The organism is Marinifilum sp. JC120 (assembly GCA_004923195.1).
Classification (GTDB): Bacteria; Desulfobacterota; Desulfovibrionia; order Desulfovibrionales; family Desulfovibrionaceae; genus Maridesulfovibrio.
Genome location: RDSB01000001.1, coordinates 1 through 22,938, shown reverse-complemented (window position 1 = coordinate 22,938; position 22,938 = coordinate 1). Strand labels below are relative to the sequence as shown.

Below are 22,938 nucleotides of genomic sequence, written 5' to 3'. Positions count from 1 at the left end.
ACTACATAGAAGTTTAAAGCCAACTTTCTATTCATTTGGAGGATTGTATATGTCTGGTTGCAAGGCTAAATCGGGCCCCGCAGTAGCGGCGACCCCTTTTGATAAAAACTACACCGGTCCGGTGATTGTCGATCCGCTTACCAGAATTGAGGGTCACCTCAAGATCGAAGTGGAAGTCGAAAATGGTAAAGTAAGTAATGTCTGGAGTAGTTCCCAGCTCTTCCGCGGTCTGGAGATTATTCTGAAAGGCCGTGATCCTCGTGATGCTCAGCATTTTACCCAGCGTTCCTGCGGTGTATGTACTTATACCCACGCACTGGCTTCCACCCGCTGTGTTGATAATGCAGTCGGTGTTGATAAGAACCTGCCTGAAAATGCGCGTCTTATCCGTAATCTCGTGCTGGGTGCTCAATACCTGCATGACCACATCGTGCATTTCTATCATCTGCATGCCCTTGACTGGGTTGATGTTGTAAGCGCGCTTCAGGCTGACCCTGTAAAGGCGGCCAAAATCGCAAACAGCCAGTCTTCACGCGTAACCAAGCCTGAAGATCTCAAGGCAGTGCAGGAAAAGCTGAAAAAGTTTGTTGATTCCGGCCAGCTCGGTATCTTCACCAATGCTTACTTTCTCGGCGGTCATGATGCGTACTACCTGCGCCCCGAAGAAAACCTCATTGCCACCGCGCACTATCTTGAAGGTCTGCATCTTCAGGTTAAAGCTGCACGCGCAATGGCAGTTTTCGGCGCAAAGAACCCGCACACCCAGTTCACCATCGTGGGCGGCGTGACCTGTTACGAATCTTTGACTCCGAAACGCATTCAGGAATTCAAGGATCTCTATAATGAGACAATGGCGTTTGTTAACGAATGCTATATTCCTGATCTGCTGATGGTTGCATCTTATTATAAAGATTGGGCCGGAATCGGCGGTACCACAAACTTCCTGACTTTCGGTGAATTCCCTGATGTTGAATCTGATGTCAACAGTCGTTACCTTGAGCAGGGCGTGATCATGAATCGTGACCTCAGTAACGTCATGGATTTCAACCCTGATTCCATCAAGGAAGACATCAGTCACAGTTGGTATGATGGTGATTCTTCATTGCATCCGTATGAAGGCGAAACTGATCCCAAGTACACAAACTATGAAGATCGTGATCGTTACTCATGGATGAAGGCTCCCCGTTATAAAGGCGAATCCATGGAAGTTGGTCCGCTGGCACAGATGCTTGTTTCTTACGCTCGTGGAAACAAAGATGTTGTTCCTGTCGTCAATCACGTTCTTGGCACTTTGGGTGTTGGGCCTGAAGCTCTGTTCTCCACCCTCGGTAGAACTGCTGCTCGTGGTATTGAGACTGTTGTCGCCGGTAAGAAAATGGCTGACTGGGTTAACAATCTTGAAGACAATGTTGCTTCCGGTAACACTGACCTCGCTGTTGAATGGGAAATGCCTGATGAAGCAGAAGGTGTTGGCTTTGTTGGCGCACCTCGCGGAGCCCTGTCTCATTGGATTAAGATTAAGGGCGGAAAGATCGAAAACTTCCAGCTGGTTGTTCCCTCAACCTGGAACCTCGGTCCCCGCTGTAACCAGAACAAGATGTCCGCAGTTGAGGAAGCCCTCATGGGTACTCCTATCGCAGATCCTAAGAGACCTGTTGAAATTCTGCGTACTGTTCACTCTTATGACCCCTGCATCGCTTGTGGTGTACACGTCATCGACGCAAAGACCAACGAAGTTCACAAGTTTAAGATCCTTTAGTTGGTTTAAGTTTCAAGGAAATATTACGGGAACCCGCAATGCGGGTTCCCGTTTTTAATTTTTATACGTAATATTTTGATTTTTCTATTGAATTACCATTCCGAATTGAGCTACACAAATCTATAGGGATGGAATAGAAATGGACTGTAAAAATTTGAAGACCCGTAGCGAAGCCCGCTAAAAGGTTTTGAAAAGGGGAGTCTAGAGGTGGATAGCTTTTTGCAAAAGTTTTTCCCTCTGGCCCTCGGATAGCCGCCGGAGGCATCTGAATGACCGAAGAGAAAAAAATTTTAGTTCTTGGTGTGGGAAACATACTTTTTACTGATGAAGGTATCGGCGTGAAGGTGGTAAATGAGTTGATGACCCAATACTCATTTCCCGACAACGTCGAAGTCATGGACGGAGGCACTCTAGGCACAAAGCTTATGGGGCCTATGATGGAATGTGACTTCCTGATTGTAGTGGATGCGGTGCTGGGTAATGACGAACCGGGTTCGGTTTACCGCTTGACAGGAGAAGATTTGCGTAGGAGTCTGGCTTTCAAGGATTCAATGCATCAGACCGACCTGCTTGACACAATGGTCCTGTGTGAGTTGTGCGACAGACGTCCTGAATGCGTGGTTATCGGCGTAGAGCCGAAGGATTATGAGACCATGCATGATGAAGTTTCTGATGTAACGCTGGAGCGGCTTCCATTCATGATGGAAAAGGTGCTTGAGGAAGTTTCTGCTGCCGGCGGCAGTTATGAAAAGATGGCGTAATCGCCGAGAAGGGGTGTTTCCATGTGTTTAGCTATTCCTGTTCAAATTAAGTCCATTGAAAATCAAGTTGCAAAATGTAAAGTGGGTGAGGGCGAGACCTACCTTGATGCGTCGCTCATGCTCTTACCCGATGAAGTTGAAATCGATGATTATCTCATTGTTCACGCCGGATTTGCTTTGCGTAAGCTCGATCCCAAAGAGGCGGAAGAGACCTTGAAAATTTTACGCGAGATGATTGAATTGACCGAAGCTGAAAAGAATAAAGCATGTAATGCTTAACAGCTAAGCCTTTCAAACAAAAAAATCCCGGCAGCCTGATAGGTTGCCGGGATTTTTTTGATTTATTTGAAAATGATTATTTGACGAATTTCTTTTTGAATCCAAACAAGGCGACAAGGGATGCCCCGAGGAGCCAGATAGCACCGGGGATAGGAGTCGGTGCTGTTGGTTTTTCAACCACATACCCGCTGATCATGGTAGATATTGCTGAGCCTTCATCATTCCATTGGAAGTCGAAGCGCTGATCTGCACTTAAATACATTTCATCAATTCTTTGGTTGTTCGGTTCAGAGGCGTACCAATCAGTAAAATCCCAATTCTCACCTGTCACCCAATGCCAGTTAGATGTCGGGTTTTGGCGGTTTTCATCATTTGTCTGATAAGCTCCAAGCCAGTAAGCTTTGTCCAGCCCCTGAAATACTGTACTTTTAAGGAAATTGTTCTCGGCAACAGATGTAATAGTTGCCAGATGGCCGCCTACGGATTCTGCTGCAAGTTTGGCGTCGCTCCAATTTATACCATTCGACTGAAAAATGATATATTCAGATCCGCCAAAAGAAAATGTTGAAGCAAGTGTTGGTCCGCCAGTCAATGTAATAAGGATTAAAACAAAAGCTAATACATTTAAGTGTTTCATTTTTGACCCCTCAATGTTTCCCCTAAGTCTTTTCATACCTTTAAATAATATTCATTAAGTATGCATTAAGCAAGTATTACTTAGTATAAAGTCGTTTATCTCTTTGGTTGAATTAAAAATAATGAAAAATGATAATGTGTTGCAGGGTAATATTTTGGTAGAAAATTCCACAGTTCAAGCATATGGTTCACTAATAATTTTGCAAATCTTAATTTAATTAAATTTTTGGAGATAATATGATAAATCAAGAGCGAATTCTTAAGCTTTTTTTAAATCTTGTACGAATTGACAGTCCATCCTTGAAAGAGAAGGATGTTGCCGCTTATCTGCGTGAAAAAATGGAGAAACGAGGCTATAACGTCCGCGAAGATAAAGCCGGGGAACTTAGCGGTGGAAATACCGGGAACCTCATCGTGCATATTCCTGCTACCGGAGAGGGCGAGCCTATAGCCTTTTCCGCTCACATGGATTGTGTCCAGCCCTGCATCGGTGTTGAACCGATTCTTGACGGTGATGTGGTCCGCAGTGCCGGGGAGACTGTTCTTGGCGGTGATGACAAAGCCGGGATAGCCATAGCCATCGAAGCTTTGGCGCATCTTGAAGAAGAGTCTATCCCGCATCCTGATATCTATTTTGTATTTTCCATCTGCGAAGAATCAGGCATGCACGGCGCAAAGAATATGGATGCTGATTTGCTTCCGGCTAAAGATATTGTTGTACTTGATTCCAGTGGTGATGTGGGAACCATAGTTGTTGCCGCTCCTGCCAAGGCTGGAATTACTATGACCTTCACTGGAAAATCCGCACATGCCGGAATTGCGCCGGAAGAAGGAATAAGTGCTATCCAGATTGCGGCGGAAGCTGTTTCCAATATGAATTTGCTGCGTATCGATGAAAGCACCACTGCAAACCTCGGACATATTGAAGGCGGGAGCGCAACCAATATTGTTGCCGAGTCCGCAATTCTGACAGCTGAAGCTCGCTCATTGCATGATAAATCTCTCAATAAACAGCTTGAGCATATGGAAGCATGCTGCGCTGCTGCTGTTAAGAAAGTAGGCGGTGAGTACAAGTTTGAATATGAAATTTCATATCCCGCTCTCCATGTGGCCGATGATAGTGCTGTGCTGGCAAGAGTTGAAAAATCCTGCAACAATATTGGTGCTACTCCTAAAAGAGTACCTACCGGCGGCGGCAGTGACGCCAACATTCTTTATGGAAAAGGGTACAATGCCGTGGCCTTGGGCATCGGCATGAGCAAGGTTCACACTACTGAAGAATTCATTAAAATCGATAGTCTTACCAGCTGCGCTGAGTTGGTGGCTGAGATTATGAAAAGATAGATTGATTAAAAGTCTCTCCTGAAGTTAAAGTACTACTTCAACTTCAGGAGAGACTAAACTAACGGATTGCGGAGAGAATTATGCCATTACCGGAAAAAGACGCCATAATATTTCATCCTATCGGATACATCCGTTCCCCTTTTGAAACACCGGAAGGTATGCCTATCCAACCTTCCGGGGCAAAAGATATTGAAGGGACGATTGAGCTTCACGGTGCTTTGGAAGAAGGTTTACAGGACCTTGAAGGTTTTTCGCACATTATCTTGCTGTATCATTTTCATAAAAATGAAGGTTACAAGCTGAAGGTTAAACCGTTCATGGATACAGAGGAGCGGGGACTTTTTTCCACCCGTGCCCCGCGCAGGCCGAATATGATTGGTAAGTCTACTGTGGAATTACTCCGCATTGAGGGAAATATTTTGCATATCCGGGGCGTGGATGTGCTTGACGGAACCCCGTTGATCGATATCAAGCCTTACGTGACAAAGTTTGATGCAGTTCCTGCCGATCGTTTCGGATGGCTGGAAACCAATGCGGAAAAATCCGAGACCCTAAAATCTGATGAGCGATTTGCGGAAGATTAAAACGTCTGTTTTTTTAGGCTGTATGAAAAGTAAAAAGCCCCCTGCCTTTCGGCGGGGGGCTTTCTTAGAGGAATAGACTGTTTTTATATTAGGTTATTACTTGATTCCTTCGGGGTGACAGGCGGAATTAACGCATCCGGTCATTTCTGTGTCATTACCGAATTCCTTTACGTGACAGCCGAGGCAGGAAGCGCGCTTAAGGTCTTTACGCTTGTAGTGCATGGCCTTGAAGTAGGATTTGTACCCCTTAGCCGGAATCGGTTCAAAGTTATTATGACAGGTGGCGCAACTGGTCGGCTCGCCTGTTTTCTTCATTTTGTGGTGGCAGTCAGCACATTCGTAGTTTTCGTGGCTCGAATGATTGAATACCACACCGTGATCTTGAGGACTCTTGCCTTTGATGAAGTTGATGACCTGATCATCATCAGGGGCGGTCCAATCTTCCTGTGCTCCCGCGCCGATGGCGACAAACACAATGCCCATCAAGCACAGGCATGCGATCAATAATTTTTTCATCTTATTTCTCCTGCCTGCTAGGCTTTATTTTTAAGAGCGGTAAGAAATCCGCGTCTTGAGGTTTTGGACGGGGTTCTTGCTGCCATGATTGTTTTGCGTTGGTCAGCAGAAGCTACAACATTATCAAAGTAGTTCTCAGGCTTGGTTTCGCAAAGGTAAATCACGCGCACATCCTCGGGATCGGCGAGGTAGGCGTTGGGGTTGGTCTTTTTGACTACCGCAAGCCTTTCTTCAGCCAGCTTAAGCATGTCTGCGCGGTCACCGAAGTTCATTGTTCCGGTGGGGCAGCTCTGTACACAAGCAGGCTGCATGCCCATTTCCACGCGATCGATGCACATATCGCATTTGGAGAAGAGACCAGTTTCCGGGTCCTGACGGGGAACGTTGTAAGGACACATTTCCCAGCCTTCCACTTTACCCTTGGGCAGCACGGCCTTGTCAGTCATGATGACTGCCCCGGTCTTTTCGTCCTGAACCACTGAGCCGGGCTTGTACATGTTCGCGATGTACTTACAGGGAGGCTCGATGCAGTGACGACACTGTTCCGGGAAGAAAAGCCAGCGGAATTTACCGTCTTCGTCGCGTGCTTCGCTGAAGCGGACCAGACGGATTGTTTTGGATGACAGGTCCTGCGGGTTCTGGTGAGAACCCACATTACGAGTGTGCTCGGCAGGGAGTTTTTTCCACTGCTTGCAGGCAACCTGACAACCACGACAGGCGGTACAAAGGGTGAGGTCTACAAAGAAGCTTTTACCGGACATTATTTATCACCCTCCTTCCACTTGCGGATGTTGACCATGAAGGCCTTGTATTCGGGGATACCGGTGTTCGGATCGCCTACGTTTGGAGTTACGATGTTTGCAGAGTCGCCGCCGTTGATGGGAGTTACCCAGCCGTAGTGCCAAGGCATACCGACCATGTGAACGTCGGTTCCGTTGATGTTGTAAGGCTGAATACGCTCGGTAACCATGGCGATTGCCCAGAGCGAGCCACGTACACTTTCAACAGTGACTTTTTCACCGTTTTCAATGCCGCGCAGTTTGGCCAGTTCAGGACTGATTTCCACGAACATCTGCGGCTCGGCTTCTACCAGCCAGTCTTGCCAGCGGGTCATGGAACCGGTCTGCCAGTGTTCGGTGACGCGGTAGGTGGTGCCGACGAACGGGAAGCGCGGATCGCAAACTGCCTTTTCCTCACCCTTGATCTGAACAGCCGTGGGGTTGTGCAGGGTTTTGGAGAAAGGATGTGTCTTTACCGGACACTCAAGCGGTTCGTAGTATTCCGGCAGGGGACCGTCAGCGCGACCGGGGCCGTAGAGCTGTCCGAAGCCGTTTTTACGCATGATGAACGGATGACGGGTACCGGGCTTCCAGCCACCATCAGGTACATCACCGATCCACTTGGAACCGTTCCATTTGATGACTGCTTTCTTAGGTGCCCAAGGCTGTCCCTTTTCATCAACGGATGCACGGTTATAGAGGATGCGGCGGTTTACAGGCCAGCACCATGTCCAGTTCGGGAAGAGTCCGATATTGGCCTGTTCCTTGGTCTGGGAAGCGTCGTGACGCATACTCTTGTTTTCATCATCGGTGACAGAGTTGCAGTACAGCCAGTTACCGGAGGTAGTGGAACCGTCTGTCTGCAAGTAGGCGAAGCTGGGGACCTGTTGTCCTTTTTTGAATTTCTTGCCCTTTACTTCAACATCGCGGGTAAACCAGCCGTTACAGAGTTTAGCTGTTTTACGGGCACTGAATTCCATGTGGCCGTGGTCATTTTCCTCGCACATGTTGTCAAAGCTTAGGTGGGTGATGGGTTCAGGGTACGCACCACCTTCTTTTTCATAGAGGGCTTTAAGTTCTTCCCAGATTTCATGGAAGTAATGGCCGTCGGTCATTACATCGCCAAAAGCGTCAGGACCTTTGTAACGCCACTGCATCCAGCGACCGGAGTTTGATACGGAACCTTCTTTCTCGATTGCAGAAGCACAGGGAATGAAGAAGGTCTCGGTCTTGATCTTTTTGGGATCCATGTCCGGGCCTTTCCAGAAGTCGCTTGTTTCGCACTGGAAGAGGTTGACGTTGACCATCCAGTCCAGTTTGCCCAGAGCCTTACGGGTCTTGACGGAATCGGAACTGGAACAGGCCGGGTTCATACCCCAGATCAGGCTGCCGCTGAACTTACCTTCATACATACGGTCGATGAGCGGAATCCAAGAATACTGGCTGGCCTTATGGTTATCAAGGCGAGGCAGGTACTGATAGCCCTGTTCCGGGGTATCTTCAGAGTACATGGCCTTGATCAGGCTGGCCGAGTACTTGGGATAGTGCTGCCACCAGTTGGCGGATTCAGGATCGTTGCTCTTGGGAGTGTACGTATTGTTGTACTGTTCAAGGGAATCCTGTCCGGCAAGAGGAGTTTTCAGATAGCCGGGGAGGATGTGATAGAGCAGGGCATAGTCAGTGGAGCCCTGCACGTTACATTCCCCACGCAGGGCGTTAACGCCGCCGCCAGCAATACCGATGTTACCGAGCATGAGCTGGATCATGGCCATGGCGCGGATATTCTGTACGCCGACGCTATGCTGGGTCCAGCCCATGGCGTACATGATGGTTCCGGCCTTGTTCGGTTTTCCGGTGGCGGTGTAGGTGTCGTAAAGTAATTCGAGATCTTTTACGGATACACCGGAAATGGAGGATACTTTTTCCGGGGTATAACGGGCATAGTGTTTTTTCAGGATCTGAAAAACACAATTGGGATCTTGCAAGGACTTATCCTGCTTGGGAATGCCCTTGTCGTCCACTTCAAATGCCCACTTGGATTTGTCGTAGGAATTGGTCTTGGAATCAAAGCCGGAGAACAGGCCGTCTTTGAAATCAAAGTCTTTACCAACAATAAAAGAAGCGTTGGTGTAATCAACCATATATTTATGGAAGTAACGCTTGTTCTTGATGAGATAGTTGATCATCCCGCCAAGCACTGCGATATCAGTACCGGAACGCAGGGGGATGTATGCATCCGAGCGTGCGGAAGTACGAGTGAAGCGCGGATCCACATGAATGATCTTGGCACCGCGTTTCTGTGCTTTTACAGCCCATTTGAATGAAATGGGATGGTTTTCGGCAGCGTTACTGCCCATTATCAAAATGCAATCACTGTTCTGAAGGTCATTCCAGTGGTTGGTCATCGCGCCGCGTCCGAACGACTCTACCAGAGCCGCAACAGTTGCGCTGTGTCAGATACGAGCCTGGTGCTCAACATAGACCAGGCCGAGTGAACGCATGAAGCTGTGCATGGCATAACATTCTTCGTTATCCAGCGCAGCGGAACCGAGAGAGGCGATACCCATGGTGCGGTTGACCACCTGCCCCTTTGCATTTTTCTTTTCAAAGCTTTCATCGCGAGATTTTTTGATCAACTGTGCGATGCGTGTTTTACAGAAATTCCAATCCTTCTCTTCCCATTCTCCGCTGTAAGGAGCGCGGTACAGGAATTTCCCAGGGCGCTTTGGGTTTTCGGTCATCTGAATAGATGCCGCACCCTTGGCACAGAGCGCACCTTCGTTGATAGGGTGGTCGGGGTTACCTTCCACGTTTACTGCGCGTTTGGTCTCAAGGTCAGTATTGACCAAAAGGCCGCAACCCACGGAACAGAACGCACAGACTGATGTAGTCTGCTGTGTCCATTTAGGACTGAGCTGCTTTGCCCGTTCCTCGGCAGTATTGGCAAAGGCTTGCCCAAGTCCGCCGAATGCCGGAACTGCGGCGATACCCGCAGCTGCCGCAGTCGTCAGCTTCACAAAATCTCTACGATTAATATTCATCATCGCTCCTGAAAATTGAGGGTGTTCCAATCATCTGGATAACAACCTATCGGTCAAGAGGGATGAAGAAAAAAAAAAGTTGCTTGTGATGTGAATGACACAATTCAATATATGCGGAGTTTGATATAATTAAGCGTTTGTATTGTATGTGCCTGAATTTTAATTAATAATTAAAGTATTAAATAAATATTAAGATGTGAGGAGAATTTAATTCAGCACTATTTGGTGAAAACAATGCTGCATAGAGTTATTTTATGTAACACACTGAAATAGTGCGCTTTAGTATGAGCCGGAAATTACCTTCTAAGCCGTCTATAAAGCTATTATTGCTGAATTGACATAATTGCTTGAAATTATAAGTAAATAGGGACCGTTTTTCTAAAGAAAAACGGTCCCTCTCAATATATTCAGCTACTTATGAGCAATGACAGCAAATTCATTGCTTTCGTTTTGGTACTTGTTTCCGGCCACGTTACCCAGCAATTCAATTTTGCTGAATCCGCAATGGAGGAATTCTGCTTCCAAATCATCAGGAGAGAAGTACTGCAACCAGTTGTAAATTGTGCGAGTACGTTCAGCCTCAATGATGTCATATTTTTCTAGAACAACCTTTTCGGATTCATATTTAAATCTGTTCATAAATCCAAAGTAGTCTCCAACCGACCAGAAACCATCCATAAGATTGGGTTCAAAAGTATGTTCTTCCGAGAGGTTCTTAAAAGCACTCAGGGAAAAAACATCAAGCAGAACAGAACCATCTAAATCGAGAAGATTATGGAATTTATGGAGAATCTTTCGGCGTTGGGCAGGACTGAGAGCGCAGAAATCACACATGATCATGGTGATGAATTCAAAACGCTGATCTGTGTTGAATTCCAGATAATCGGCATTGATATAATCGACTTCAAGACTCTTGTTGCTAGCCTGTTTACGGGCATAAGCAAGAGAATTCGTTGAGAAGTCTATTCCGGTTACATTTGCTCCGGCTTGCGCAAAAGCAGTTGTGTACAGACCGGGACCGCATCCGAAGTCAGCAACTTTTTTACCGGATGCCAAATCAAACCGGGTTATTATCCATTCCGATGATTCAGAAATGAACGATGAATTGCGGGAGGCCGCATCAATTTCGGGGTGTAAATGGTAGTTCAGCATCTGTGTGGCGATGTGTTCATCGGTCCAAAGGTCGGATGCTGTATAGAATTCAAAAGGCAGGGGACGTGAATTAATGTCCATAAGTTCTTTAAACATAACAAAACCTTAATATCCTTACATAGAATATTATCAAAAAAGTTGCTTCATGCCGCAAAAACAGCAGAGCAACGCAAGAGCCGAAAGGTCTTTATATGATTAAAGTCTGGACATAATGAGTTGCATTTAGCCTGTGAAATTTAGAAAGTCTACTTTTAATTGACCGCTTGCCCCCACTTATTCACTAAAAAAATTACGTAAGGGACGAAATCTTTTTTTGAGTTTCTTTTGTTGTTGGGGAGTCTGAAGAAAATTTATAATTTTAGTTGCTCCAGATATTTTCTGTACTGATTTACACACAGACTCTTGTTCTTGAGATTCAAGAACACCGAGAATAACCACAGTATTCTGTATCACTTTTACAGTAACCTTAGATGATGGGTATTCCGGTTCAATTAAGCCCTTGAGCTTTATCTCAAGCCCTGAAGATACGTTGTCATCATTAGCTTTCGACTGGGGCAAGAAGTAGCTGATTCCGTTCAGTTTGCTTACACCCTTTGCGCAATTTATCAGGGCATCCCGCTCTGCATCACTTTTAACTTCGCCGATTATGAATCCATGCCCTGAGTACACATAGCTTGAAACACTGATCAGACTTTCCGGGCAATTCAGCAGAAGAGCTTTATGCAATTGTAGCTGCAACCTGCTGTCTTGGGCTTGAGTTATGTACGGCCGTTCATCTTTTGCAGCTTTGAATATCCTTCCATAAGGCACAAATCCGGCCTTGGCATTAAAAGCATTCAAGCTGATCACTGTCAGGACTAGGGGAATAAAAAGATATTTAGCGATAATGTTCATAGCTTAGTTCTAATGTGCCTTGCACAAAAAAGAAACCCCGCCACTTGAAAAGCAGCGGGGTTGATTTCATTTTCAGACTCTGAAAATTAATCCAGTTTCTTACGGGCAGTACCCTCTTTATAAAAAGGTAACTCGCTCTTCTTAGCCTCCAGGTCCTTGCGTGCGCCCTTGATGGTGAAGTTTTCGGCTTCAGCAGCATCTTTGGCAACGTAAGCCAGTGCGATAGAATAGCCGAGAGTAGGGGAGAAGGAACCGCTGGTAACTTTACCAACTTCTTTGCCATCGAGCATGACAATGTCATCGTGACGGGCAGAGCGGCGGCCTTCGATGGTCAACGGAATAAGGATTTCCTTTACATCGGTGTAGGCATCCGCGGAAAGCAAGAAGCTGTAGCCGCCTTCACGGGGATTGTGCTCGGTATCGAGATCCTGACCATAGAGGGGATAACCACACTCAAGGCGCAGGGTGTCGCGTGCGCCGAGTCCGATGGGTTCAACCTTTTCATCCGCAACAAGTTTTTCCCACAGGGAAACGGCTTTGTCTGCGGGGAGGTAGAATTCGTAGCCCAGTTCGCCGGTGTATCCGGTACGGCTGATGATCAGCTTGTAGCCGTCAAATTCGGTTTCTTCAAAGTTGAAATACTTAAGGTGTTTAAAATCACGTCCGAAAACGGATTCCAGAACATCGAGAGCCAAAGGACCTTGAAGGTCAATTTTTGCGGTCTCGTAAGAAATATTTTCAAAGTTCAGGCCTTCAGGAAGTCTGGAATCAATCCAGTTGAAGTCACCGTCTTCGCAGGAGCCGTTAACTACCAACATGTAAGAGTCTTCAGCAAGGCAATAGATGATCAGATCATCAAGGACGCCGCCTTTTTCGTTGGGCAGAAAACCGTAACGGCATTTGCCCGGTGCGAGAGTATCCAGATTCTGGGTAACCAGTTTGTTTAAACCGTCTTTGGCACCTTTTCCGGTAAGTTTAAATTCACCCATGTGGCTGATGTCGAAGATTCCGACATTTTCACGGGTATGCTTATGCTCAACGATAATGCCTTTATATTGGACAGGCATCTCAAAGCCGGCAAAAGGAACAAGTTTAGCGCCGTTTTCACGGTGCCATTCAGTCAGGGGGGTAGTGCGCAGTGCAGTCAATTTTTTACTCCATATAAATTGAAAGCACCCAAATCATTCAGAGTGCTTTCGCAATTAAATTTAAACCAATCCGGTTACTGAGGCTCCTTCTTCATAGAGGGAGCGGCTTTTGCGGATCGACCTGAATTCATCAAGTACCACCACCATACGACCATAATATTTTTTTACATTAAGGCCATAGGGCGTTAGTTCTTCTTCCGGGCAGGAAATATATTTTCGTCTTAAGTATGCATCATTGAGAACTCTGTTCCCGATTTTTAAAGCTGTTTCAACCAGCTTGTCAAAGTAGTTGACTATTTCAAATTTGAGTTCATTCATGATCTCATGCATTGTTTGAAGCATTTCAAGGTAGCCAATTTTTTTACCCCGAATCTTCCTTTCTCTGAGATCTTCAAGCACCTTCAGTTTGCGGGCCTGCTGAATGTAGCTGTATTTGGACCAGACTTCCTGATAAAGATCCGTAAGCTCATTAAACGGCTCATAATTGTCAGGTGCCAGCAGATAGCTGTCCAACACTTTGACCACGCCGGAATAAAATTCATCGGAATAGCCGATTATTCTGCGCTGATGTTTGGAAAGCCAGGCAAAAAGGAATTTAAGTCTTCGCTCATGAGTTTCCGTATCCTCAATAAGCTCATTGCGTTTGTAGACAATGTTGCCTGTGTATTCGCCACGCACAATGTCATTAAGCAGAATGGTCATGCTGGATGCATCTTTAATCACATTGAAATGGGACGCGCATTCCCCGGTATAGGGATGGATTACTTCCTGCCGGTAAACAGAAAGAGCGCGGTCTTCGCGGACGTTTTCCGGGTTGAACTTATGCTGGCGGTATTTCACCTTCAGGATAACTACTCGTTTCTTCTCATCTACAAAAAAACCGCCTTTTTTCATCTCAGCAATGGTTTCTTTGTTGTCCTTGCTGACCTGCACCAATGCGATTTTTTCCACTCGAGGATAGTGGGTGGCTTTGGAATGTGAAAACAATGAGGTGATTGTGCGGTCAGACTGGCCAAGAACGCGAACCATGAATTTCTCACCCATTCTGTGCAGTCGACGGGCAAAAAGGGCAGATGAAGTACGCCGTTCCGATACAATGGGGAACCCGTGCAGCTCCATAAGAAAAGTGTAAACGAATAAACGATTATATTCGTAAAGCAGATTGTCACCTGGTTTAAATTTGCCGATCCTAATACCGAACCGCTTCAGTTCCGTATCGAGGTCTGAAGGAAAAGAGCCGAAAACCCCTGAAAGATAAAACTTCCCAGTGTTGTCTTGAGCCATTACCTGCGCTCTTTCAATTTCGAGCAGATGGGGGAGAATTCGGTCGTAATTTTCAATGGCGGAAATGTCAGTATTTCCGAATTCATTGATAAAGTCTTTGTGGGAACGTTTGGGGAGCCTGCTTTCAAAGGTTTCAATATTAGCTTTGACGATTGATTCAAAAAGCGGACAGGCATCTTCAGTGGTGGTATCGTCCAGTAATCGTGGACTGTGCAGGATATCAAACTGAAAAATTTCCTGAAAATAATTCAGGGGCCGCTCTAGGGCAACCATACTGAAGCCGGGAAGTTTTTTGTATTCGTAGAGGTCTACTTCAAAAGAGGGCAACAACTCACGGGAATCAACCAGAGGGTATTGGTTGCGCTGTTCAAAATAAGGACGGAGCAGGCAGTTTTTGATGTGCACATGATCCAAATGCAGGCGTAACCCATCCAAAGACTTCATATCGTAAACATCCTGAGATGTTACGACTTCCGTGTTACAGGCTTCCCCTGTATATTTGGAAAAAGCTTCCTGCCACATATTTAAACCCTGCATGTTGCTGTAGGATTATAAACGGATCTGTTTATTCGAGCAGTCATCAAGACAGACCTTATTTATATTAAGGTATGATTATCCCGAACTGCAAATAATTACAACAGAATTTATCTAGATAAATTGTAGAAATTAAATTTATTTTAAAATAGTTGTCATTTTCTGACAGAAAACGGGTTTTCAGCAAAAAAATAGGTTAAATTTGTAAAGAGTTGCTCTTTAGCCGCTTTGAAAAAGGGACAGTATTAAACCGGGTATCTGTTGACCACACAAGCTCTTTCAAATAAGAATGATACGGATTTGATTATATCATAAGATACGTATCTTTTCTAAAGAACTTAATTTGAGGATAAAATATATGAGTTTAGACGGCTGTGCCAAAATTGAGAGTAATAAGGTTGATTGTCCCTGTACTTATAACGGATGCTCCCGAGCCGGGGCCTGCTGTGAATGTATCAAGTATCACCGAGCCAAGGATCAGCTCCCGGCCTGCTACTTTACACCTGAGCAGGAAAAAACATACAATCGGAGCATTGACTATTTTATCGAGTGCAGGACCAAATAGAGCATGCCTAGAAACGAAATTCTGATTAATATCCTCAGCATCGTCTGTAATGTTTTTGAAGCTCATAGTGTTGTTTTGTTTTTACCGGACGGACAGCACGGATATTCCCTGTCCACTTATTTCAGTCTTGGGGATGACATTTCCCCCAAAGGTACTCCTTTGCAAAAGAAAAGCCTTGCTGGAATTGTGATCGGTAAAAACGAGCCGCTTTTCATTAATAATATGGATCGCAAAGGATCAACAACTCTCGGTTATTATGAGAAGCGTGAGGACTCCAAGGTTAAAGCCTTCATGGGCACTCCGCTGGACCAGTCTTTGGGAGCCATCTGTCTTGACAGTAAACGGACTTATTCTTTCAGCACCAAGGATTTAAAGATTCTTTCCCAGTTCGGAAAGATGATTACCTCCATGCTTTCATGCATTCGTTCCGCTGATGCAGATGGCAGAAAAAATGAATATTTCATGACCCTTAAACTGCTGCATGATCTGCGTAAAAGACAGCCGAAATGGAATTCATTTCTGGACAATTTACTGAGCATGACTGCCAGCACAAGCGGATTTTCCCATTCTTTCCTCACTGTTATCGATCAGAGAGGGACATCTTTTTATATGGAAGGGGAGAACAAACCCATTCTGCATAAGGGTGATCCAAAATCCATGGCCTTCCCGCTTGGAAGCGGTCTTGTCGGCTGGGTTTATAAAAATAATGAGCCGATTTTTATTGAAGAAAATAATGCCGGACAGGCTGCCTCAAGTCTTCTTGGAGCAAGTGCAACAACCATTGATTTTATGAGTGTTATCTGCCTGCCTCTTGTTTTTCAACGTAAGACCCGTGGGGTTCTTGTTCTTGCCAATGAAGATTCAAAACGAATTGACGAGGACTTGAAGGATTTTCTATTTATGGTATCTGAGTATTTAAATCAGTTTCTTGAAAATCTCTTTCTGAAAAGCAAACTTGCGGAAGCACGCACTGCCTTGCAGAAAGTAAATCCGGCCAAAAATGATCCGGTTTTAATCAACGACAACTAACTGCTTCAAGCACGAGGCCTTAATTATATGCTCTGGGCTAAACTAATGAGTTTTTTCGGCAAGGACCTTGCCATGGACCTTGGTACGGCTAATACACTTCTTTACACTCCCAAGGATGGAATTATCCTTAACGAGCCGTCTGTCGTAGCCCTCGATGCCCGGGATGAATCAGTGATTGCTGTGGGGAAGGAAGCTAAGGAATACCTTGGCCGTACCCCGGACAAAATCAAGGCCATCCGTCCCATGAAAGACGGTGTTATCGCTGATTTTGAAGTGACCAAAAAAATGATCGCCTTTTTCATTAAAAAGGCGATTAAGGGTCGTAATCTGGTTAAACCCAAAATTATTATTTGCGTACCCACCGGGATCACACAGGTTGAAAAAAGGGCGGTAATTGAGTCCGGTCAGCAGGCCGGGGCGCGGGAAGTCAGGCTCATTGAAGAACCCATGGCTGCGGCTATCGGTGCGGGGCTGAATATCCATGAGCCTGAAGGTAACATGGTTGTGGACATAGGTGGCGGTACTACCGAGGTTGCGGTCATCACTCTGTCTTCGGTGGCTCACAGCCAGTCTGTTCGCGTTGCCGGGGATGAGATGAACCTTGCCATTATGCGCTATATGCAGGACGAATTTAAGCTGCTTGTCGGTGAAAATACAGCCGAGAAAGCCAAAATGCAGATCGGCTCTGCAATTGAATTGCCGCAGCCGCTGACCATGACTGTTTCAGGTCGAAATCTCATAGACGGCAAACCCAAGGCCATTGAGATTAATGATGCCCATATCAGGGAAGCTATTGCTGATCCTGTTGCGGCTATTGTGCACTCAGTACGAGTGGCTCTTGAACGCACACAGCCCGAACTTGTAGCCGATATCGCCAATAATGGCTTGCTGCTTGCTGGCGGTGGGGCACTGCTGAAAGGTCTGGATGAGCTGATTCATCGCGAGAGTTCACTTAAGGTCATAATAGACAACGATCCCCTGACTACAGTTGTGCGCGGGACCGGACTAAGTCTCCAAAAAGATAAAGGCTTTGAAAAAGTCTACATTAATTAATATATGCAATCATTACTTGAAAAAGCTACTGCGGTCGTCCTTGAGGCCGGTGAAATAATCAAGGAAAGCTACAACAAACCTAAGAAAATTAAGTATAAAGGCCGCATTGATCTCGTAACTGAGACCGATCTGGCGGTTGAGGATTTTCTTAAAGCAAAACTTGCAGAAATCTTGCCGGGATCATCTTTTCTGGCTGAAGAAACCTCCGGTAATGCTGAACTTGGTGACCTTACATGGATTATTGATCCTCTGGATGGAACCACCAACTTTGCCCACGGCTTACCCATGGTGGCCACTTCCGTAGCTCTATGGGAGAACGGACAGGTGGTTCTGGGGATCGTCAATCTGCCTATTCTTAATGAAGTATTCACTGCCGTGCACGGTGGGGGAGCTTTCATGAATGGCAAGCCGATTCATGTTTCGGATTGTGATTCCCTTGAAGAATCCCTGATTGCCACCGGATTTCCTTACGCGATTGAAGATCATGTGGATTTTATTACCGATGCTTTGAGCAGAGTATTAGTCAGCACGCAAGGTGTGCGCCGCCCCGGAGCGGCTGCTTTTGATCTCGCTTATCTGGCATGCGGCAGGTATGAAGGGTATTATGAAAATTCCCTCAAGCCATGGGATATGGCTGCCGGATGGTTGTTGGTAAAAGAGGCCGGGGGTCGTGTTACTGAATACGGGCAAGATGAATTCAATTTGTATTCACCCGCAATTCTGGCTACAAATTCCCGCATTCACGAAGCATTGAACAGACTGATTCTGCCTGAGAAATAATTTATTTGAATTTGAAGAGCAGAGATCGTTCATGTAGGAAAACAAGGGACGGAACCAGTAATTCGCGATATTCACGGATTAACCAGTCCAGTTCACTTTCAGAATAAAAGAATCCGGAATCAGCTTCTTCCTTGTTCAGTTCGGGAAATGTGCTCAACTTGTCCAGAACGTAAAGGGAAATGAATTCGTATCCTGTTTCAGATGAGGCTTCGATTTCTTCAATCAGCTTCAGGCCGGAACTGCGGATACCCAGTTCATGCTCAAGCTCGCGTAGAGCGGCTTTTTCATTGGATTCTCCGGTAAGGACGTGCGCGTTTGCGGAAACATCCCAGCGTCCGGCATATATTTTTTTGCGGGGGCTTCTTTTTTGAAGAAAAAGTTTTCCTTCATAGTCGTAGACAAGTATAATCACCGAGCGATGGCGCAGTGATTGACGATGGACTTCTTGAATGTCCATACTTGTTAAGGGTCGGTTGTTCCGGTCGACAACTTCGATTTGAACGAACTTTTTTTTCACTTTTAAACAAATTCTTTTCGTTTTTGAACGCTGTGTTCTTTCAATTCAGAGAAATTGCGTGTATGAAGTTCACGTTGACTTTGATTGTGACCCCACACACTCCACTCATGTACAGGTAGATAACCTATTTATGAAAAGCGCGGAAGTCACCTCTGGTACTCAGAAAATTTTCGATCTAGGCCCTGAACACATAACTCAGCTCAGGGCACTTGAGTCTCTTTGCTTCGCATACCAATGGACGGAAGAACAGTTTCGGCTTGGGCTGGAAAAAAACGCATTTTTCGTCCTTGGATATGAAGAGCAGGGCATGCTGATCGGCTATTTGGCCTACTCTATCGTGCTGGATGAAATGGAAGTTCTTAATCTTGGGGTACACCCGGAGTTCAGGAGAAAGGGAATTGGCAGGGCGCTTATGCATGACCTCATGCGCAGGTGCCAGGAGATGGATATGAAAAGAGGGCTTCTGGATGTTAAGGAATCCAATATTCCCGCCATCGGACTTTATGAAAGTCTCGGCTTTGTGCAGGTGGGGGTCAGGAAGAATTACTATCCGGATACAAGGGAAGATGCCCTCCTGTATGACTTGAATTTTTAGTCAGTAAACTCAAACCGATTTAACCACGGAGTGATCATGCGCTTCATTGACCAACTTGACATTGCAGGTAAGAAACTGCTGATGAGAGTTGATTTCAACGTCCCTCTGGACGGTGAAACCATCACTGACGACAACCGCATCAAGGCCGCAGTCCCTACCTTTAAATATGCTCTTGAAAAGGGTGCCTCGGTTATCGTCATGGCCCATCTGGGTAAACCTAAAGGCAAAAGGGTAGATTCCTTGAGCCTTGCCCCCGCTGCCAAACGTCTTGGCGAATATCTTGGAATGGAAGTCCCCCTTGCGCCTGACTGCATTGGTTCCGAGGTGGAAAAAATGGCTGCCGAGCTTAAACCCGGACAGGTTATGATGCTCGAAAACTTGCGTTTTCACGCTGAAGAGCAGGCCAAGACACCTGAAGAGCGTGGCGATTTCGGTAAACAACTCGCCGCTCTGGCTGATATTTATGTTAATGACGCTTTTGGCGTGGCCCATCGTGCCAACGCTTCTGTTGTTGACGTTCCTTATGCTGCAAAAGACAGCTGCGCCGGTTTCCTGCTCAAGCTGGAATGGGAATACCTCGGAGAAGCACTCAAGAATGCCCGCAAACCTTACATCGCAGTTTCCGGTGGTGCCAAGGTTTCCTCCAAACTCGGCATCCTCAACAACCTGATCGGCAAAGTTGATGATTTCATCATCGGCGGTGCTATGGCCAACACCTTCTTGCTCGCTCAGGGCAAGTCTGTTGGTAAATCTCTTGTTGAAGCGAGCCTTGTGGATACTGCTAAAGAAATCATGGACAAAGCTGCCGGTTCCGGCACCACTCTGCACCTGCCCACTGACTTTATTTGGGGTAAGGATATTGATACCGCGCAGGGTGTTTGCGATGGCGACAGTGTACCTGATGATGGTATGCTACTCGATATCGGGCCCGAATCTGCCAAGAAGTTCTGCGAAGTGATCGAAAGATCCAAGACAATAGTCTGGAACGGTCCCATGGGTCTGTTCGAAAAACAACCTTTCGCGCAGGGTTCCCTCAAGGTCTGCGAAGCTATGGCAAATCTTGAAGACGCCACCACAATCGTTGGCGGCGGTGATACCGACGCAGTTGTGCATCAGGCCAAGCTTGAAGATAAGTTCACTTTTATCTCCACCGGCGGCGGTTCATTCCTCGAATTTCTCGAAGGTAAAGAACTTCCCGCATTCAAAGCGCTCAAGGAGAACAGCTAATGAAAAAATTAATGGCAGCTAACTGGAAAATGTACAAAAACCGCGCTGAAGCAAAAGCAACAGCCGCAGATCTGCTTACAAAAATCGAAGGCAAACTTCCCGCTGACCGCGAAGTAGTTATTGCCGCTCCTTACACCGCTCTGGAGACCGTAGGTTCCGTGCTGGAAGGAAATGCAGATTGTCATCTTTCCGCTGAAAACCTTTACCCTAAGGCTGAAGGTGCTTTCACCGGAGAAATTTCTCCCGCAATGCTTAAGGATGTAGGCTGCGTTTATTCGCTTGCAGGTCACTCCGAACGTCGTGCCATTATGGGCGAAACCGATGAAATGGTTGGCGAAAAAGTATCTTTCGGCCTTGAAAACGGCCTGTCCATGATCCTGTGTATCGGTGAAACTATCGATGAAAGAAAAGCCGGGGAAGTACAGAAGGTTATTGACGAACAGCTCGAAGCTGGTTTAAAGAATGTAGCTTCCGACTTCGCAGCCGAAACCGTTGTTGTTGCCTATGAGCCTGTGTGGGCCATTGGTACCGGTGAAGTGGCCGGCGAAGGTGAAATCGTTGAAGCTCATGGCTTTGTTAGAGAAAAGCTGAAAAAGCTTTTTCCTGAAAAAGCTAGTGAAATCCGTATCTTGTATGGCGGAAGCGTAAAACCTGCTAACTGCGCCCAGATCATTGCACTTGACAATGTGGACGGAGTCTTGGTAGGAGGCGCGAGCTTGGACGCGGAAAGTTTCAGCCAGATCGCACTGGCTTAAATATCTGCCTTATTCCAGGTGAAAAAATAAAGGAAAAAAGCTTTGCAAACGCTCGTAATTACTGTACACATTATCGCCTGCGTCTTTCTGATCGTTTTCGTTCTTTTACAGAGCGGTAAAGAAGACATGGGCGTAATCTTCGGCGGAGGAAGTGGTTCTGTTTTCGGTAGCACCGGAGCAGGCGGAGTTCTTGCTAAGATCACTGCATTTCTGGCAGCAATCTTTCTGGTAACTTCTCTCTCTTATAACTACCTCTCCGGCAACAGGATTGCTGATGAGTCCGTCATGCTTGAAGGTGACACCATCATCACTCCTATAGAAAAGAAGCCTGCTGTCACTTTCGAAGAGCCCGCAAAGGCTGAAGACGCGAAAGAGACCAAATAGTAAGTTTTTAAAAACTTCACTGAAGTTCTTTAAAATATAAGCTCGTATTTCAGAGCCGAGGTGGTGGAACTGGTAGACACGCTGTCTTGAGGGGGCAGTGGAAGAGATTCCGTGGGGGTTCGAATCCCCCCCTCGGCACCATCTGAAAAGTAGGTGCTTCGAAATGAAAAACCTAAATATTACGAGCAATTATTTGCAAAAACATCTTGCAAATATGTTTTGAGAGCGTTAAGTATTTCCTCAACGAGACGTTCTTAGAACGACACCTCATGCCGAGGTGGTGGAACTGGTAGACACGCTGTCTTGAGGGGGCAGTGGAAGAGATTCCGTGGGGGTTCGAATCCCCCCCTCGGCACCATGCAACTAAAGAAGGGTTGAAGCGAAAGCTTCAGCCCTTTTTGCATTTTAAGTCTATTAACTATTTCTTTTGTTTCTTCTCTTCCTTCCATCTCTTATATAGAGTTAATACAAGATCACGATATTCAACTACGTCTTCTTTTTGAACAATTGGACGATATTTTTCTGGTGGGGCATGAGCGATTGCATTTCGGACCTTACCCCAGAGAAGTAGTTCTTTTTTTTCATCGGCGGATAGAGAATATCCTTCTGCAAGAATGGCATTAATTTTACTTGAAAGGCCAATTAATCGTATTCTAGGAGAAAGACGAGCGAATTCATTAGTCATTACAGCTTCAATTAAACCTTGCAATCGAATCAAGGCGTGTTGCCATAAATGTTGCTCATCAACATATTTATAGTAAGCAAGGTCATCTATAATGTCGTCAGCACATAATGGGTCGCCTTTTTGTATTTTATCTGATTCTAATTCAAAATCTTTTGTTCTTAAGGTTACAATCTTATCTATTAGTTCTACTGTATACTCAAATTCACTTTCAGTCACTCCGTAGACATAATATTCATCCTTGATCACTTCTTTCAAACGAGAACGCATTTTTGCTCCTAGCTTATCACGATGATGAGTTTGATATGATTCTTCAGTATGCATATTCTTAGGTGATAATTCTAGTTGTATTTCTAGAAAAGAAGCACATATATTTCTTATTGATTTCATTGATAAAAACAAAAACAAACTTGTTTTAAATTATTACAAAAAACATCTTGCCAAGGGCGTCAGATTTACGTAAACACTTCTTCACACGACGTTCTTAGAAATGTTGTGCACCTCGTGCCGAGGTGGTGGAACTGGTAGACACGCTGTCTTGAGGGGGCAGTGGAAGAGATTCCGTGGGGGTTCGAATCCCCCCCTCGGCACCATGCAACTGAGAAAGGGTTGAAACGAAAGTTTCAACCCTTTTTTGCGT

24 protein-coding genes and 3 tRNA genes are annotated in these 22,938 nt (G+C 45.8%); 16 read left to right on the top strand and 11 right to left on the bottom strand.

The window, feature by feature from the left end; genetic code table 11:
• Positions 1–49: 49 nt before the first annotated feature.
• The 3 genes from D0S45_00135 (at position 50) to D0S45_00125 (ending at position 2,799) form a co-directional block, all read left to right on the top strand.
• Positions 50–1,759 carry a nickel-dependent hydrogenase large subunit gene (locus tag D0S45_00135; protein TIH19787.1) on the top strand — a complete coding sequence of 570 codons (1,710 nt, stop codon included), beginning with the start codon at positions 50–52 and terminating at the stop codon, positions 1,757–1,759.
• A gap of 269 nt (positions 1,760–2,028) precedes the next feature.
• On the top strand, positions 2,029–2,520 hold the full coding sequence (gene hybD, locus D0S45_00130; protein TIH19786.1) for a HyaD/HybD family hydrogenase maturation endopeptidase: 492 nt from the start codon (positions 2,029–2,031) through the stop codon (positions 2,518–2,520).
• A gap of 21 nt (positions 2,521–2,541) precedes the next feature.
• Positions 2,542–2,799: a HypC/HybG/HupF family hydrogenase formation chaperone gene (locus tag D0S45_00125; protein TIH19785.1), complete on the top strand. Its 258-nt coding sequence runs from the start codon at positions 2,542–2,544 to the stop codon at positions 2,797–2,799.
• A gap of 76 nt (positions 2,800–2,875) precedes the next feature.
• Here D0S45_00125 and D0S45_00120 read toward each other — a convergent pair whose 3' ends face one another.
• Positions 2,876–3,436 carry a lectin gene (locus D0S45_00120; GenBank protein TIH19784.1) on the bottom strand — a complete coding sequence of 187 codons (561 nt, stop codon included), beginning with the start codon at positions 3,434–3,436 and terminating at the stop codon, positions 2,876–2,878.
• 236 nt (positions 3,437–3,672) lie between these two features.
• Here D0S45_00120 and D0S45_00115 point away from each other — a divergent pair, with 236 nt between their 5' ends.
• Both D0S45_00115 and tsaA read left to right on the top strand, forming a co-directional pair.
• Positions 3,673–4,779, top strand: coding sequence for a M20/M25/M40 family metallo-hydrolase (locus tag D0S45_00115; GenBank protein TIH19783.1), 1,107 nt, complete (start codon positions 3,673–3,675; stop codon positions 4,777–4,779).
• A gap of 80 nt (positions 4,780–4,859) precedes the next feature.
• Positions 4,860–5,363, top strand: a complete 504-nt coding sequence (gene tsaA / locus D0S45_00110; protein ID TIH19782.1) for a tRNA (N6-threonylcarbamoyladenosine(37)-N6)-methyltransferase TrmO — start codon at positions 4,860–4,862, stop codon at positions 5,361–5,363.
• Between the two features lie 96 nt (positions 5,364–5,459).
• Here the strand turns inward: tsaA and D0S45_00105 are convergent, their stop codons facing one another.
• The 8 genes from D0S45_00105 to D0S45_00070 form a co-directional block, all read right to left on the bottom strand.
• The gene (locus D0S45_00105; GenBank protein TIH19781.1) at positions 5,460–5,879 is read right to left on the bottom strand and encodes a cytochrome C; all 420 of its coding nucleotides are present in this window, start codon (positions 5,877–5,879) and stop codon (positions 5,460–5,462) included.
• Between the two features lie 17 nt (positions 5,880–5,896).
• A complete protein-coding gene (locus D0S45_00100; protein TIH19780.1) occupies positions 5,897–6,640 on the bottom strand; it encodes a formate dehydrogenase in 744 nt (247 codons plus the stop codon).
• Positions 6,640–9,063, bottom strand: a complete 2,424-nt coding sequence (gene fdnG / locus D0S45_00095; GenBank protein TIH19779.1) for a formate dehydrogenase-N subunit alpha — start codon at positions 9,061–9,063, stop codon at positions 6,640–6,642. Before fdnG ends, D0S45_00100 begins: the two co-directional genes overlap by 1 nt.
• 48 nt (positions 9,064–9,111) lie before the next feature.
• Entirely contained in the window at positions 9,112–9,702 is a 591-nt protein-coding gene (locus D0S45_00090; GenBank protein TIH19778.1) for a twin-arginine translocation signal domain-containing protein, read from the bottom strand.
• Between the two features lie 408 nt (positions 9,703–10,110).
• Positions 10,111–10,947 (bottom strand): class I SAM-dependent methyltransferase, encoded by an 837-nt coding sequence (locus tag D0S45_00085; GenBank protein ID TIH19777.1) that lies wholly within the window; start codon positions 10,945–10,947, stop codon positions 10,111–10,113.
• A 177-nt stretch (positions 10,948–11,124) separates the two neighbouring features.
• On the bottom strand, positions 11,125–11,745 hold the full coding sequence (locus D0S45_00080) for a hypothetical protein (protein ID TIH19776.1): 621 nt from the start codon (positions 11,743–11,745) through the stop codon (positions 11,125–11,127).
• 86 nt (positions 11,746–11,831) lie between these two features.
• Positions 11,832–12,893: a glycine cleavage system aminomethyltransferase GcvT gene (gcvT, locus tag D0S45_00075; protein ID TIH19775.1), complete on the bottom strand. Its 1,062-nt coding sequence runs from the start codon at positions 12,891–12,893 to the stop codon at positions 11,832–11,834.
• A gap of 60 nt (positions 12,894–12,953) precedes the next feature.
• A complete protein-coding gene (locus D0S45_00070; protein TIH19774.1) occupies positions 12,954–14,699 on the bottom strand; it encodes a hypothetical protein in 1,746 nt (581 codons plus the stop codon).
• Between the two features lie 370 nt (positions 14,700–15,069).
• Between D0S45_00070 and D0S45_00065 the strand changes: the two genes are divergently transcribed.
• Genes D0S45_00065 through D0S45_00050 form a run of 4 tightly spaced genes read left to right on the top strand, consistent with a single transcriptional unit; the run spans position 15,070 to position 18,138 of the window.
• Entirely contained in the window at positions 15,070–15,276 is a 207-nt protein-coding gene (locus D0S45_00065; protein ID TIH19773.1) for a hypothetical protein, read from the top strand.
• Positions 15,277–15,279: 3 nt separating this feature from the next.
• Positions 15,280–16,305 (top strand): GAF domain-containing protein, encoded by a 1,026-nt coding sequence (locus tag D0S45_00060; GenBank protein TIH19772.1) that lies wholly within the window; start codon positions 15,280–15,282, stop codon positions 16,303–16,305.
• 27 nt (positions 16,306–16,332) lie between these two features.
• Complete coding sequence (locus tag D0S45_00055) at positions 16,333–17,358, top strand: rod shape-determining protein (protein TIH19771.1); 1,026 nt, start codon at positions 16,333–16,335, stop codon at positions 17,356–17,358.
• Between the two features lie 3 nt (positions 17,359–17,361).
• Positions 17,362–18,138: an inositol monophosphatase gene (locus D0S45_00050; protein ID TIH19770.1), complete on the top strand. Its 777-nt coding sequence runs from the start codon at positions 17,362–17,364 to the stop codon at positions 18,136–18,138.
• 1 nt (position 18,139) lies between these two features.
• Here D0S45_00050 and D0S45_00045 read toward each other — a convergent pair whose 3' ends face one another.
• Positions 18,140–18,655 (bottom strand): NUDIX domain-containing protein, encoded by a 516-nt coding sequence (locus D0S45_00045; protein TIH19769.1) that lies wholly within the window; start codon positions 18,653–18,655, stop codon positions 18,140–18,142.
• Between the two features lie 130 nt (positions 18,656–18,785).
• On the opposite strand from D0S45_00045, the gene rimI reads away from it, so the two are divergent.
• From rimI to D0S45_00015, 6 genes are all read left to right on the top strand, one after another.
• Positions 18,786–19,250 (top strand): ribosomal-protein-alanine N-acetyltransferase, encoded by a 465-nt coding sequence (rimI, locus tag D0S45_00040; GenBank protein ID TIH19768.1) that lies wholly within the window; start codon positions 18,786–18,788, stop codon positions 19,248–19,250.
• Between the two features lie 36 nt (positions 19,251–19,286).
• A complete protein-coding gene (locus D0S45_00035) occupies positions 19,287–20,477 on the top strand; it encodes a phosphoglycerate kinase (GenBank protein ID TIH19767.1) in 1,191 nt (396 codons plus the stop codon).
• Positions 20,477–21,232, top strand: a complete 756-nt coding sequence (locus D0S45_00030) for a triose-phosphate isomerase (GenBank protein TIH19766.1) — start codon at positions 20,477–20,479, stop codon at positions 21,230–21,232. Before D0S45_00035 ends, D0S45_00030 begins: the two co-directional genes overlap by 1 nt.
• A gap of 42 nt (positions 21,233–21,274) precedes the next feature.
• Positions 21,275–21,616: a preprotein translocase subunit SecG gene (gene secG / locus D0S45_00025; protein TIH19765.1), complete on the top strand. Its 342-nt coding sequence runs from the start codon at positions 21,275–21,277 to the stop codon at positions 21,614–21,616.
• Positions 21,617–21,670: 54 nt separating this feature from the next.
• Positions 21,671–21,757 (top strand) — tRNA-Leu (locus tag D0S45_00020).
• Positions 21,758–21,887: 130 nt separating this feature from the next.
• Positions 21,888–21,974: transfer RNA gene (locus tag D0S45_00015), tRNA-Leu, on the top strand.
• Between the two features lie 60 nt (positions 21,975–22,034).
• Here the strand turns inward: D0S45_00015 and D0S45_00010 are convergent.
• On the bottom strand, positions 22,035–22,568 hold the full coding sequence (locus D0S45_00010; protein TIH19764.1) for a hypothetical protein: 534 nt from the start codon (positions 22,566–22,568) through the stop codon (positions 22,035–22,037).
• Positions 22,569–22,804: 236 nt separating this feature from the next.
• Between D0S45_00010 and D0S45_00005 the strand changes: the two genes are divergently transcribed.
• Positions 22,805–22,891 (top strand) — tRNA-Leu (locus tag D0S45_00005).
• Positions 22,892–22,938: the final 47 nt, after the last annotated feature.

Excerpts from the sequence above, each read along its gene's own strand:
- D0S45_00055 (TIH19771.1), top strand. The coding sequence starts at position 16,333 with ATGCTCTGGGCTAAACTAATGAGTTTTTTCGGCAAGGACCTTGCCATG.
- D0S45_00065 (TIH19773.1), top strand. The coding sequence starts at position 15,070 with ATGAGTTTAGACGGCTGTGCCAAAATTGAGAGTAATAAGGTTGATTGT.
- D0S45_00035 (TIH19767.1), top strand. The coding sequence starts at position 19,287 with ATGCGCTTCATTGACCAACTTGACATTGCAGGTAAGAAACTGCTGATG.
- hybD (TIH19786.1), top strand. The coding sequence starts at position 2,029 with ATGACCGAAGAGAAAAAAATTTTAGTTCTTGGTGTGGGAAACATACTT.
- D0S45_00125 (TIH19785.1), top strand. The coding sequence starts at position 2,542 with ATGTGTTTAGCTATTCCTGTTCAAATTAAGTCCATTGAAAATCAAGTT.
- D0S45_00060 (TIH19772.1), top strand. The coding sequence starts at position 15,280 with ATGCCTAGAAACGAAATTCTGATTAATATCCTCAGCATCGTCTGTAAT.
- D0S45_00105 (TIH19781.1), bottom strand. The coding sequence starts at position 5,879 with ATGAAAAAATTATTGATCGCATGCCTGTGCTTGATGGGCATTGTGTTT.
- D0S45_00080 (TIH19776.1), bottom strand. The coding sequence starts at position 11,745 with ATGAACATTATCGCTAAATATCTTTTTATTCCCCTAGTCCTGACAGTG.
- D0S45_00100 (TIH19780.1), bottom strand. The coding sequence starts at position 6,640 with ATGTCCGGTAAAAGCTTCTTTGTAGACCTCACCCTTTGTACCGCCTGT.
- D0S45_00085 (TIH19777.1), bottom strand. The coding sequence starts at position 10,947 with ATGTTTAAAGAACTTATGGACATTAATTCACGTCCCCTGCCTTTTGAA.
- D0S45_00010 (TIH19764.1), bottom strand. The coding sequence starts at position 22,568 with ATGCGTTCTCGTTTGAAAGAAGTGATCAAGGATGAATATTATGTCTAC.
- D0S45_00030 (TIH19766.1), top strand. The coding sequence starts at position 20,477 with ATGAAAAAATTAATGGCAGCTAACTGGAAAATGTACAAAAACCGCGCT.
- fdnG (TIH19779.1), bottom strand. The coding sequence starts at position 9,063 with ATGACCAACCACTGGAATGACCTTCAGAACAGTGATTGCATTTTGATA.
- D0S45_00070 (TIH19774.1), bottom strand. The coding sequence starts at position 14,699 with ATGTGGCAGGAAGCTTTTTCCAAATATACAGGGGAAGCCTGTAACACG.
- D0S45_00050 (TIH19770.1), top strand. The coding sequence starts at position 17,362 with ATGCAATCATTACTTGAAAAAGCTACTGCGGTCGTCCTTGAGGCCGGT.
- D0S45_00120 (TIH19784.1), bottom strand. The coding sequence starts at position 3,436 with ATGAAACACTTAAATGTATTAGCTTTTGTTTTAATCCTTATTACATTG.
- tsaA (TIH19782.1), top strand. The coding sequence starts at position 4,860 with ATGCCATTACCGGAAAAAGACGCCATAATATTTCATCCTATCGGATAC.
- D0S45_00090 (TIH19778.1), bottom strand. The coding sequence starts at position 9,702 with ATGATGAATATTAATCGTAGAGATTTTGTGAAGCTGACGACTGCGGCA.
- D0S45_00115 (TIH19783.1), top strand. The coding sequence starts at position 3,673 with ATGATAAATCAAGAGCGAATTCTTAAGCTTTTTTTAAATCTTGTACGA.
- D0S45_00135 (TIH19787.1), top strand. The coding sequence starts at position 50 with ATGTCTGGTTGCAAGGCTAAATCGGGCCCCGCAGTAGCGGCGACCCCT.
- rimI (TIH19768.1), top strand. The coding sequence starts at position 18,786 with ATGAAAAGCGCGGAAGTCACCTCTGGTACTCAGAAAATTTTCGATCTA.